Source organism: Janthinobacterium breve (genome assembly GCF_051380895.1).
Lineage (GTDB): Bacteria > Pseudomonadota > Gammaproteobacteria > Burkholderiales > Burkholderiaceae_D > Janthinobacterium.
This window is the reverse complement of the sequence record NZ_JBNYXY010000005.1, coordinates 63,701-77,409: the sequence shown is the minus strand read 5'-3', so window position 1 is coordinate 77,409 and position 13,709 is coordinate 63,701. Positions and strand designations below refer to the sequence as shown.

Genomic DNA, 13,709 nt, shown 5'->3' with positions numbered 1-13,709 from the left:
TTTAATCGACTCTCGGTGGCACACGGGCAATTTCATGTCCTGCCGGCATGGCCCCGCTCCGGTATCAAGGCGCCTTTTGCCTGCGAGTCCTCCATGCTCAGTCCCGACCAGTTCCTGGCCTTCCTGGCCGCCGCCGTTTTGATCACCGCCAGTCCCGGCCCCGACAACCTGATGGTGCTGGGCGTGGGCATGTCGCGCGGGCGCCGCCAGGGCATGGCGTTCGGCCTGGGCTGCGCCCTCGGCTGCCTCACGCACACGGTGCTGGCGACCATCGGCGTGTCGGCCCTGCTGGCCGCCTCGCCCACCGCATTTACCGCGCTGAAAGTGGCTGGCGGCCTGTACCTGGTGTGGCTGGGCATCGGCGCCTTGCGCAGCCGTGGCGGCGCCAGAGTCGACGGCGCGGCGGCCTTGCCCGACGAATCGCTGCTGCGCCTGTTCGGCAAAGGTTTGTTTGCCAACAGTATCAATCCGAAAGTCGTGCTGTTTTTCCTCTCGTTCCTGCCGCAGTTCATCGTCGCGGGCCAGGGCAATGTCAGCTGGCAGATGGCACAGCTGGGCCTGGTCTTCACGGCGCAGGCTTGCGTGCTGTTTGGCTTGCTCGGCTATTTTTCCGGCGCCGTCGGCCTGTGGCTCAACCGCCGCCCGCGCGCCGGCCTGTGGCTGGACCGCGTGGCCGGCACCATCTTCATCGGCCTGGGCTTGCGCCTGATCCTGGCGCGCTGACGTCTTGCCGGGCGGTAATGCGGAACGCCAGTTCCATCTGGTCCTGCACGGCCATGGCGCCGCCCAGGACGGCGAAGGGCACGATGCCGAAGTCGCTCTGTTTTAACAGCAGGCCGCCGCTCGCTTGCAGGCTGCGCCCGTCGGCCGTTTCCTCGATCCGCACCGGCAGTTGCATTGTGCGCGTCACGCCATGCAGGGTGATATCGGCGTCGAGCATTTCCTTGTTGCCCGTGCGCCGGGTATCGATACGCACCCACGGATAACGCTCGGCCTCGAGCACGCGCACCAGCATGTTGTGGCGCGTGCCGGCGATGGCGTCGGCCGACGGCGTCGTCGTCAGGCCGGCCGCCTGGCGCAAGCTTTCCTCATCCACACTCATCTCATCGAGCCGGAACTGGAATTGCGCGCGTCCCGGCGCGGGCGCCACCACGCCCTGCAAGTTGCGGCTGGCGATCACGTGGTCATGCCCCAGGCGGGCCAGCGCGCCACCGCGCCGCACGGTGATGGTCAGCAGGGATTCCTGCGGGACGATGTGCAAGACATGCACGCCCGGCTGTTGCCACGCGGGCGCGGGCATGGCTGGCGCCGCTACTGGCGCGGCTGGGAGCGAGGCGTTGGGCGGCGGGGCGAACGGGGTGCAGGCCGCGAGCAAGGCGCAGGCGCAGGCCAGCAGCGTGCGGCGGTGGGCATGTGGCATCAGAGGACTCCTGGCATAGGGTGGCAATGGTGGTGGCGCAGGGTGCGATGGGGCGATAGTAAGCGATTCGGGCAGCGGCGCGATAGCCGCTTCGCTTGCGCGGCCGTTTTGCAAGACCAATTCGTCTTGCCGCATGCCCTGCCTTGCAGGGCAGCAGACATGAATGCAGTGAGTTGGTATTGACTTCAGGCGCTGGAAAATGAATCTGCTGCAGTGCAGGATAGAATTGTGGGATGGTTGGTCATGGAAGGAAATGCGTATTGAAATAAGTGCTGATAATGAGAATTAATAATTTCTTTTGAAAAACAAACTACGCGTTTGATAGTTTCGCATCATTATATAAATGATAATTTAAATATGATGTCGAGCTGATCAGTATGCGGCAGAAAATAGAATGTCAGCGTAACTGCACGATTAATTTGATGAATGTGTTGCGAAATATCAACGAGATAATTTAATTTCTTTGTTGGAAACAAAAAAACCACTGTTGTCGTACGCTTGAACTGTTACTTGTTCATATAATCATGACAAATAAGTGTCATTTTTATATTGGCCTGCACCTTGCAGCGGTACATTTCTTAGCGAACAACATGATCAAAACACACCAGGAAACGGCAGGCCGTTCCGGCCGCCATGCAGCTTTTTTGTCCGTCGGGCGCTACATGGGAATGCTGACCGCGATTGTTCACCGCGCCCGCTTACCCGACCTTTCCAGGTGGCATGTCGTACCGCTGTTGCTCGCCTCCTTGCTGCTGGGCGCCACCGCGCCCGCCCGTGCGCAAGTGCTGTGGGAGGATTACCGGGGTATTTCGCGGGTGCCGGCCAACCCCGCCTTGCCCAATTACGACAACAGCTTTAACGCGGGCAGCACGGCTCGTCTCGCCAGTCTGGCGGCGCTGGCTGCCAATCCCGCCGTCAATGCGGCGCGCATGGGCACCTCGGCGCAGCTGGACTGGGCCAATGGCACGCCCGCCAGTCCTGCGCAGTTATGCAACTTAGACACGCAGCAAACGTCTGCTGCCTGCCAGGCCTGGATCATGGGCCGCGTGATGTACACGCTGGTGGTGTTTCCGCAGGCGGGAAACTACAAGTTCAGCGTCTCGCACGACGACGACGTAAAGGTCGATTTCTCGACCCAGTATTCGACCAATTACCGCAATACCGTGTACAACGTGGCCGTGGGCAGCGTGGCAGAATATTCGAATAATGAAACGGATTTCCAGAATTTGGCCGGCAATTTCAATAGCGCCACGCCCGGTGGCTGTTATCTGGCCCGCGTCCTGTGGAATAACGTGGGCGGCATCAATTATTTGCACATGCGCTGGACGCGTCCTGACAATGTGACGGAAATTATTCCTGCGGCGCAATTGCGCAACCCCAGCCTGGCCAGTTCCTATGCCGACTGCACCAATAGCAAGACCGACCTGGCCGTCGGCAAGGTGGGCCCGGCGCAGTTTTCCGTCGGCAAGCCCTTGAGCTATACCATGAAAGTGTGGAACCGTGGCCCGGCCCTCAGCACGGGCGCCACCTTCAGCGATGTGCTGCCGGCCAGCTTGAGCAACGTCAGCTGGACTTGCGCCGCCAGCGGCAGCGCTTCCTGCGGCACAAAAACCTCGGGTTCGGGCAGCAATAGCGTCAGCATTACCATGGGCAACCTGCCCGTGAATGCGGCCGTCAGCGACCCCACCACGGGTTCTTACCTGACGGTGACGATCACGGCCACGCCGGGCGACGCTGCCAGCATCGTGAATACGGCCACGGTGACCGTCTCGCCCAATGAAACGGATAGCGATCTCAGTAACAACAGCAGCAGCACCACGGCTACGGTCAAAACGAATACCTTGACGGTGGTCAAGGCGCTCACGCCCGCTAGCGACAGTGGCCTGTTCATCATGAATGCCAACGGCACGGCCGGCGTTCAGGGCGGCAATGGTGCGACGGCCAGCGCCCTGGTGCGCGTGGGCAACCTCGTGACGTTTGCGGAAAGCGCGGGCACGGCCACCATCCTGGCGCAATACCAGAGCAGCTACAGTTGCGTGCGCACGGATACGGCCGCCGTCATCGGATCTGGCGCGGCCAACGCCGGCAACTTCACGATGCCCGAGGCGCCCGTCACGTGTACCATCAGCAACCGTCGCCTGCAGGCGGACATGCAAGCCGTCACGACGGTGCCAGCCGGTCCCTACAATGCTGGTGCCCCCGTGACGGTCACGGGCGTGTGCACGAATAACGGCCCCGACAACGCGGCAGCGCCCACCTGCGTGATGAGCGGCTTGCCAGCCGGCGCCACGGCCAGTTGCAGCGCACCCGTGACGCCCTTCATTCCCGGCTCGCGCATCAATTGCAGCTCCACCTTCAACCTGCCCGCCAGCGGCAGCCTGACGATCACCACCACGGCCGGCGCCACCACGCTGGACCCCATTCCCGCGAATAACGTGGACAGCGACACGCTGGGCATCGTCAGCCCGCTCGTGCGCGTGCAAAAAAGCGTCGACAAGAGCGGCGCCTTCATCGGCGACACCGTGCAGTGGACCTTGACGGCGAACAATGCTGGCACGGGCGCCACCACGGCGGCCCTGACCCTTGCCGATACCCTGCCGGCCAACCTGACCAGCATCGTCGTCACGCCCACGGCGCCCGCGACCTGCGCGCCGCTGGTCGGCAATACGCTCACCTGCACGGTAGCCGCCGGCCTGGCGCCGGGCGCCAGCGCCCAGGTCAGCATCACTGGCGTACCGACGGTGGCCGGCAATTTCGTCAACAGCGTGGCGCCGTCCGGCGGCAATGGCGCCAGCTGCGCCACGCCGGCTGCTTGCCAGACCACCACTGTCGTCAGCAAGGCGCTGGTGGACGTGACCACCACCCTGAACGGCTTTCCCGGTTCGACGAATGCGGGCGATGCCATCAGCGGCACAGTCACCTACCGCAACATGGGACCGGGCACGGCCGAGAACGTGACGTACACGCTGCAGTTGCCGCCAGGCTTGACGGGCGTGTCCGTCACCGGCGTGACGGGCGTGTACAACGCGGGCACGGGCTTCATCATCCTGTCCGGCCTGCCGCCGAATCTGCTGGCCGGGCAGGGCGTCACCTTTAATCTCAGCTATACCCAGCCCGCCTCGAACAGCTCGTTCGTCACCAGCGTGATCGGCACCACCTCGGTCGAAGTGGCCAATGACTTGCCGAATACGGCCACCGTGATGGTGCCGGGGCCGAACGTGCGCGTCACCAAGGTGGCCGACAAGCTGACGGCGAATGTGGGCGAAAACATCACGTGGACGATCACTGCCAGCAATACGGGCAATATCGCCAACCAGGGCCTGGTTTCCCTGGCCGATTTGTTACCGCCCAACTTGGTGGTGACGAGCGTGGTGGCGGCGCCGGGCGTGACATGCCCGCCGCTGGCCAGCTGGGTGGCGTCGAGCACCCAGACCTGCACCATCGCCGCCGGCCAGCTGGCGGCCCTCAACGGCAGCCGCACCATCACCATCACGGCGCACGCCACGGCGGGCGGCAGCCTGGCGAACCGCATCATGCCGAGCGGACCCGATAATCCTTCATGCGCCACGGCGGAAAACTGCCGCACGGTCACCTCGATCACCAGCCCCAAGGTGGCGGTGACGAAAACCGTCGACCATGCCAGCATCAATATCGGCGCCAGCCTGACGTGGAGCGTCACGGCGACGAATAGCGGCGATGGCGTGAGCACCGCGCCCATCACGCTGACCGATACCTTGCCGGCCAACCTGGTGGGCCTGAACGTGGCGCTGGTCGGCAGCGCCACCTGCGCCGTGCCGGTAGGCAATATCCTCACCTGCACGGTGCCGGCCGGCCTGGCCGCGAACGGCGGCGTCGCCGGCTTCACCGTCACGGCCCAGCCTGCGGCGGCGGGCACCTACAATAACACCGTCGTGCCGACTGGCGCCGACAATCCTGCCTGCGCCACGCCTGCCGGCTGCGCCACCACCAGCACGGTGACCAGCCCCAGCGTGGCCGTGACGAAAGGCGTCGACAAGACCACCGTCAATCTCGGCGACACCATTACGTGGACCCTGAAGGCCATCAACAGCGGTAGCGGCCCCACGAATGGTCCGATCACCCTGACCGACAGCTTGCCCGCCAACGTGGGCGCGCTGCAGATCCTGCCCGTGGCGCCCGCCAGTTGCGGCGTGCCTGTGGGCACCACCCTGACGTGCACCGTGCCGCCAGGGCTGGGCAGTGGCATGCAGGCGACAGTGCTCATCAAGGCCGTGACGAATGCGCCCGGCACGGTGGCCAACAGCCTTGTTCCGGGCGGCATCGACAATCCCGCGTGCGCCACGCCGGCCCAGTGCCAGACCACCACCAGCGTCACCAGCCCGAACGTGGCGGTGAAGAAAAGCGTCGACAAGGCCAGCGTCAACGTGGGCGATACCATCACGTGGACCTTAACGGTGAGCAATAGCGGCACGGGTGCCAGCACGGGCGCCGTCACGCTGGCCGACACCTTGCCGGCCGGGCTGGCGAACATCGTCGTCAGCCCGCAGGCGCCTGCCAGCTGCGCGCCAGTGGTGGGCCAGAACCTGACGTGCAGCGTGCCGACCGGCCTGGCCTCAGGCGCCTCGGCGAAGATCATCGTCAGCGCCACGGCCACCCTGGCCGGGTCTGCCGTCAACAGCGTGCTGCCATCGGGGCCGGACAATCCCGCCTGCGTGCTGCCCGGCGATTGCGGCACCACCACCACGGTGGTCAAGCTGCTGGTCGACGTCACCACCACCTTGAATAATTTCCCGCCGAATACCTTGGCGGGCGACACGATTTCCGGCACCGTCACCTACGCCAACGTGGGACCGGGCCCGGCCGAAGGCGTGACATACACCCTGCAGCTGACGCCGGGCTTGAGCAACGTCACCTTGATGGGCGCCGTGGGCAGCTACAATCCTGCCACGGGCGTCGTGACCCTCAGCGGCTTGCCCGTGGGCCTGGCGAATGGCCAGAGTACCAGCTTCAATGTCAGCTATACGCAGCCGGCCGACAACCTGTCGATGGTGACCTCGACCATCGCCACCACCTCGGTGGAAGTGGCGAACCAATTGCCGAACACGGCCATGGCAACCGTGCCCGGCCCCATCATCCGCGTGACGAAACTGGCCGACAAGACGACGGCCAACGTGGGCGAGACGATTACCTGGAGCATCACGGCCACGAATACGGGCAGCCTGGCTAACTTGGGCGTAGTGACCCTGACGGATATCCTGCCCGCCAACGTGGCGGTGCTGTCCGTCACGCCGGGCGCCGGCGTCAGCTGTCCGCCGCTGGCCAGTTGGCTGGCCAACAGCGCCCAAGCGTGTACTGTCGCGGCAGGCCAGCTGGCTGCCGTGAACGGCAGCCGCAGCATTACCATAACGGCCAGGGGAACGACCGGTGGCAGCCTGGGCAACAAGGTGCTGCCGAGCGGACCCGACAATCCCGCCTGCGCCCAGGCTGCATCCTGCCAGACCAGCACCACCATCCTCAGCCCGCAAGTGGCCGTGCATAAAACCGTCGACAAGAGCAATATCAATGTCGGCGATGCGCTGACCTGGACTATTGCCGTGGCCAATACGGGCACGGGCGCGACCACGGGTGTGGTCACCCTGACGGACACCTTGCCGGCCAACCTGACGCTGTGGCAAGTGTTGCCCGCATCGCCCGCCACCTGCGCCGTGCCAAGCGGCAATCAGCTGGTGTGCGCCATTCCCGCCGGCATGGCGGCGGGAAGCACGCTGAATATCGTCGTCAAGGGCGTGGCCAATGCGGCCGGCGCCTACGTCAATACCGTCGTGCCAAGCGGCCCCGATAACCCTGTCTGCCCGCAGCCCGGCGATTGCAGTACCACCAGCACGGCCGTGAAACTGCTGGTCGACGTGACCACCACCCTGAACGGCTTTCCCGGTAGCACGCACGCGGGCGACACGATAGCCGGTACCGTCAATTTCAGCAATATCGGCCCCGGGCCGGCCGAGGGTGTGAGCTACAGCCTGCAGCTGGCGCCCGGCTTGGCCGGCGTGAGCGTCAACGGCGTGGCGGGCAGCTACAACGGGGGCTCCGGCCTGGTGACGTTCAGCGGCGTGCCGGCCACCCTGGCGCAGGGGCAGGGTTTCAGCTTCCAGCTCAGCTACATCCAGCCGGCCAGCAACTTGTCGACCGTGGTCAGCCGCATTGCCACGACGTCGGCGGAAGTGCCGAACGACCAGCCCAACGTGGCGACCGTCACCATGCCCGGCTCCATCATCCGCGTCAGCAAGACGGCCAACAAGGCCGTGGCGAATGTGGGCGAGGAAATTATCTGGACGATTACGGCCAGCAACACGGGCAGCCTGGCCAACCAGGGCGCCGTCATTTTGACCGACTTGCTGCCGACCAATATCATCGTGACCAATGTGGCGCCCGACGGCGGCGTCACCTGTCCGCCGCTGGCCAGCTGGGTGGCCAATAGCAGCCAGAGTTGCAGCGTAGCCATCGGCCAGCTGGCGGCCGGTAATGGCCAGCGCCAGATCGTGCTGACCGGCAAGGCCAGCGCGGGCGGCACCCTGGCCAACCAGCTCATGCCGAGCGGCCCCGACAATCCGGCTTGTTTCCAGGCCAGCAGCTGCCAGACACACACCACCATTACCAGCCCCAGCCTGGCGCTGAGCAAGAGCGTCGACAAGCTGGCCCTGAATATCGGCGACAGCCTGACGTGGACGGTCACCCTGGCCAACAGCGGCACGGGGGCCAGCACGGCCATCGCCACCATCACCGACACCTTGCCGGCTGGCCTGGCGAATATCGTCGTCACGCCCGCCGCGCCCGTCACCTGCGCGCCGCTGGCCGGCAATGTGCTCACATGCAGCGTGCCGGCTGGCCTGGCCGCTGGCGGCAATGCCACGTTGCAAGTGACGGCGCGTGCTGCCGTGGCCGGTAGTCTCGTCAATGGCGTCAGCGCCAGCGGCACGGACAACCCGGCCTGCCTGCAGGCGGGTGATTGCAGCACCACCAGCACCGTCAGCGCGCCCTTGCTGAACGCCAGCAAGAGCGTCGACAAGACGGCAGCCAACGTGGGCGATACCCTGACGTGGACCTTGACCTTGCGCAATAGCGGTAGCGGGCCCAGCACGGCCATCGCCACCCTGAGCGATACCTTGCCTGCGGGCCTGGCGAATGTGCTGGTGACGCCGACGGCGCCCGTCACCTGCGCCGCGCCGGCAGGCAATGTCGTCAGCTGCAGCGTGCCAGCCGGCCTGGCCGCCGGCGCCAGCGCCAGCGTCAAGCTGAGCGCCACGGCCACCTTGTCGGGCAGCCTCGCGAATGCGCTGGTGCCGAGCGGGCCGGATAATCCCGTCTGCGCCGTCCCCGGCGATTGCCAGACCACCACGGTGGTATCGAAACTGCTGGTCGACGTGACCACCACCCTGAACGGCTTCCCCGCCAGCAGCAATGCGGGCGACGCCATCCGTGGCGTGGTGACCTTTGTCAACGTCGGTCCGGGCGTGGCGGAAACGATGAGCTACAGCCTGCAGCTGGAAGCGGGCCTGAGCGGCGTTTCCCTCAGCGCCGTCAGCGGTGCGCCTGGCATCAGCGGCGTTTACAACAGCGCCACGGGCATGTATGTGCTGAGTGGCTTGCCGGCCACCCTGATCGCCGGCCAGAGCGCCAGCTTCAACCTGTTCTACACCCAGCCGGCCAGCAACAGCTCGCGCATCACCAGCATGGTGGGCACCAGTTCGACGGAAATCGTCAACGACTTGCCGAATACGGCGACGACGAACTTGCCGGGCCCCGTGATCCGCGCCAGCAAGACGGTCGACAAGGTAAACGCGGCCGTGGGCGATATCCTGACGTGGACCATTGCGGCTACGAACACGGGCAACTTGCCGAATCAACACCCGGTCGTCGTCAGCGATGTGTTGCCTGCCAATATCGTCGTGCTCAGCGTGACACCTGACGCGGGCGTGAGCTGTCCGCCGGTCGCCAGCTGGACGGCTGGCAGCGTGCAGGCATGCACGGTTGCGGCAGGTCAATTGGCCGCCGGCAATGGCAGCCGCAAGGTCGTCATCACGGGCCGCGGCACCTTGGGTGGCACCCTGTCGAATCGTGTCTTGCCCAGCGGTGGCGACAATCCCGCCTGCGATACGGCCAGCGCCTGCCAAGCCACGACGACCCTCGTCGCGCCGCAAGTGACGGTGCGCAAGAGCGTCGACAAGAGCAGTGTCAACGTGGGTGACGTGCTGACCTGGACCATTACCGCCAGCAATGGCGGCACGGGTGCGACCAAGTCCGCCATCGTGCTCACCGACAACCTGCCAGCCGGCGTCAGTGGCGTGCAAGTGCTGTCCACGCAGCTGGCCACTTGTGCGCCTGTGGCGGGCAATATCGTCACGTGCAGCGTGACGGCCGGCCTGGCGCCGGGCGGACAGGCGCAAGTGGTGCTGCGGGCCACGGCCAGCGCGGCTGGCGTGCTGCAGAACACGGTGTTGCCAAGCGGACCGGACAATCCTGTCTGCTTGCAGGCGGCGGACTGCACCACCAGTACCACGGCCATCAAGCTGCTGGTCGACGTGACTACCACCCTGAACGGTTTCCCCGGCAGCACCAGTGCCGGCGACCAGATCAACGGCATCGTCAGCTACAGCAACGTTGGTCCCGGCACGGCCGAGAACGTGACGTACAGCTTGAAACTGGCGCAGGGCCTGATGGGCGTGACCCTGAGCGGTGTGGCCGGCAGCTATGACGCCATCAGCGGCATGCTGACGGTGACGGGCTTGCCCGCCAGCCTGGCGCCCAACGAGCTGCACAGCTTCGGCCTGTCGTACATCCAGCCAGCCAGCAATGTCTCGACCATCGTCAGCCTCATCGCCACCAGCTCGACGGAAGTGCAGTACGATTTGCCGAACACGGCCACGGTAACCATGCCGGGTCCCGTCATCCGCGTCAGCAAGACGGCCAACCGCAACAATGCCAACGTGGGCGACAGCATCATCTGGACCATCACTGCCGTCAACAGCGGCGGCGTGGCCAACCAAGGCGTGGTGACCCTGGCCGATATCCTGCCACCGAACTTGACGGTGCTGGCGGTCAATGCCGACGCTGGCGTGACGTGTCCGCCGCTGGCGAGCTGGGTGGCGAACAGCGTGCAAAGCTGCAGCATCGCTGCAGGTCAATTGGCTATCGGAAATGGCACGCGCAGCGTGCGCGTGACGGCGACCGGTACGCTGGAAGGAACGCTGTCGAACCGCGTGATGCCGAGCGGGCCAGACAATCCAGCCTGCGCGCAGGCGAACAGCTGCGAGTCCAGCATCGTGCTGACGGGACCCAAGGTGGCGGTGCGGAAAAGCGTCAACCGCGCCAGCGCCAATGTGGGCGACACCGTCGTGTGGACCATCACGGCCAGCAATACGGGCACCGGCCCCACGCGCGCCGTCATGACCCTGGTCGACACCTTGCCGGCCGGCCTGGCGAATGTGGTGGTCACGCCTGTGCGCGCCACGTGCGCACCGGTGGCCGGCAATGTGCTGAGCTGCAGCGTACCTGCCGGCCTGATCGGTAATGGCGGCGAAGCCAGCGTGGAAGTGTCGGCCACCGTCACCCAGCCCGGCACGGCGCTCAACCGCATCGTGCCTTCCGGGCCCGACGTGCCGCTGTGCCTGGTCCCAAGCGATTGCCAGACGACGACCAATGTCACCAGCCCCAGCGTGATGGTGAAAAAAGTGGCGGACAAGACCAATGCCAGCATCGGTGACACCGTCAGCTGGAGCATCACGGCTACCAACGGCGGCAGCGGTGCCACCACGGCAGCCATCACGTTGACGGACGACCTGGCCGCCAGCCTGACGGACATCGTCGTCACGCCCGCCGCGCCCACCACCTGTGCGCCGCTGGCCGCGAACAAGCTGGTGTGTACGGTGCCGGCCGGCCTGGCGCCGAACGCCGTGGCCGCCGTCACGGTGAGTGCGAAAGTGGCCGCCAGCGGCACCCTGAGCAACACCATCGTGCCCGCCGGTCCCGATTTGCCACGTTGCGCGCAGGCATCTGATTGCACGGCCGTCACGGACGTGGCCAACCCGGCCATCGGCGTGGCGCTGGGCGTGGGCAAAGTGACCCAGCTGTCGGCCAAGGTCTTCAATGTGCCATACACGGTGGTGATCCGCAACGTGGGCAAGGGCGCGGCGCAGAATGTGCAGGCGCTCGACAGCCTGCGCGCCGCCTTCCCCGAACCCGTCACGTGCCGCATCGTCGCGCCGCCTGCCGCGCCCGCCATTGGCGGTAGCCGCCAGCTGGCCGTCAACCCGGGCTTTACGGGCGGTTGCGGCGGCAGCGACTTGCGTTTGCTCAACGGTGATACGGCACTGGCCGAGGGCGAGTTGAGCGTCATCACTTTCACCGTGGAAATCACGGTACAGGAGACGACTTTGCCGCAGTACAACAACAGCGTGTTTACCAGCGCGCTGGGCGGCAATGTCGCCAACGCGGGCGGCACCATCAGCGTGCCGCCAGCCCCTGCTGCGGGCGTCATCGCCGCCAATCCGGTGTATACGCCACCCGTGGGCAGCCTCGTGTTTGACGCTTCCAACAATGGCGGCAGCCATGCGGGCGCCGTGGCCACGGCAGCGGACGTGGCCGCGCTGGCGGACAAGGTCGATCCCAACCATAACGGCAATGCCTCGGATACCGTGGGCGGTGTCGCCTTCACGGGCGAAGACACGCCCACGCCCGTGGTGTTGCTGCGCCAGGTGGTCGATGTCATCAAGGCAGTGTCGGCACAGCAACAAGTCGATGCCAGCAAGTTCGAGATCAGCTACACGGTGCAGGCGGCCAACCGTTATCCTGCCGGCTATCCGACCTCGACCATGGTGCAGGTGGCGGAAAACCTGAAGGCCGTCTTCCCCACGGCCACCAGCGTCACCCTCAAGCCGGGCAGCCTGGCCGTCACGGCGCGGCCCGCCAGTGCCACGGCCTGTGTCGCCAATCCCGACTTCAACGGTGCCACCGTGTTTGGCTTGTTGAATGGCAAGGGCGACTTGCAGCCGCAGGAAAGCTGCAACATCGGCTTCACGGTGCTGGTCGACTTCGGCAGCGTGGCGGCGATTCCCACGGTGCCGCAGCTGAACCAGGTGTATGCGAGCACCATGCTGGGCACGGAAACAGGCGGGCGTAACATCGGCCACAGCTATAGCGGCACGGGTACATCGACGACGCCGGTGGCACCGGCCAGCGTGCTGGCCCTGGCCAGCTCGGCCGACACCTTGCTGCTGCCGGCCACGCCTGGTGCCACGCCACCGAGCTTTACGCCCGTGGTGTTCAACACGACGGACAAGCCGATGTTGTTGATCAGCAAGAGCGTCAACAAGACTCAGGCCGAGATCGGCGACAGCCTGCAGTACACGATCGAGGTGAAGAACACGGGCGTGGCGACGGCGTTTGGCGTCAGCGTGCTCGATAAGCTGCCGGCCGGTTTCCGCTACATCGACGGCACCACCACGCGCAACAATGTGGTGCAGCCCGATCCGTCCGGCAAGCCGGGGCCGCAGCTGAGCTTCAAGCTGGAATCCCTGGCGCCGAACGCCAGCGCCAGCTTCCGCTACCGCCTGCGCGTGGGCGTCGGTTCGCTGCAGGGCGACGGCATCAACCGTGCCCAGGCATCGACCACCAACGGCCCGCCTTCGAACGAGGCGCGCGCGAAAGTCAAGGTGACGGGCGGCGTGTTCACCACGGATGCCTGCATCGCCGGCAAGGTGTTTGTGGACTGCAATAACAACCATGTGCAGGATGCGGAGGAACTGGGCATCCCGGGCGTGCGCCTGTACATGGAGGATGGCACGAACTTCACCACGGACGTGGAAGGCAAGTACAGCTATTGCGGCATCACGCCGAACAGCCATGTCATCAAGGTCGATGGCGCAACGTTGCCGCGCGCCAGCCGCATGATGGAAGCGTCGAACCGCAACCTGGGCGATCCGCACAGCCTGTTCCTCGATACCAAGAATGGCGAGTTGCTGCGCGCCGATTTCATCGAAGGCTCGTGCTCGAACCCCGTGCTGGAGCAAGTCAAGGCGCGCCGCGCGCAGGGCGAGGTGCGCAGCGTGGAAAGGGAGGGCAGGGCGGGGCCGGGACTGAGTTTCAGCAGCCAGCCCGCCAGCGCGCCCGCGCAGGCGACGGACAGCGCCAACCAGCCTGTCGTCGCTCCGCGCGTGCCGTCGCCCGCCACCGTGCCAGCCGCAGGAGGCAGCCATGCGCAATAAGCCTCTTTCACCTTACTTGCCGCTTGCCAATGCTGCTAAAGAGAAACAAG

Annotated in this window: 3 protein-coding genes; 2 read left to right on the top strand and 1 reads right to left on the bottom strand. The window is 65.5% G+C overall.

All coding sequences use genetic code 11. The features are described from left to right. The first annotated feature begins 93 nt into the window (after window positions 1-93). Window positions 94-723, top strand: a complete 630-nt coding sequence (locus ACQ4W0_RS10595; RefSeq protein ID WP_436576691.1) for a LysE family translocator — start codon at window positions 94-96, stop codon at window positions 721-723. Here ACQ4W0_RS10595 and ACQ4W0_RS10590 read toward each other — a convergent pair. Continuing rightward, a complete protein-coding gene (locus ACQ4W0_RS10590) occupies window positions 686-1,420 on the bottom strand; it encodes a YceI family protein (RefSeq protein ID WP_436576690.1) in 735 nt (244 codons plus the stop codon). The two genes, ACQ4W0_RS10595 and ACQ4W0_RS10590, sit on opposite strands and share 38 nt — an antisense overlap. 590 nt (window positions 1,421-2,010) lie before the next feature. Between ACQ4W0_RS10590 and ACQ4W0_RS10585 the strand changes: the two genes are divergently transcribed. Then, window positions 2,011-13,659, top strand: a complete 11,649-nt coding sequence (locus ACQ4W0_RS10585) for a hypothetical protein (RefSeq protein ID WP_436576689.1) — start codon at window positions 2,011-2,013, stop codon at window positions 13,657-13,659. The last annotated feature ends 50 nt before the right edge of the window (window positions 13,660-13,709 follow it).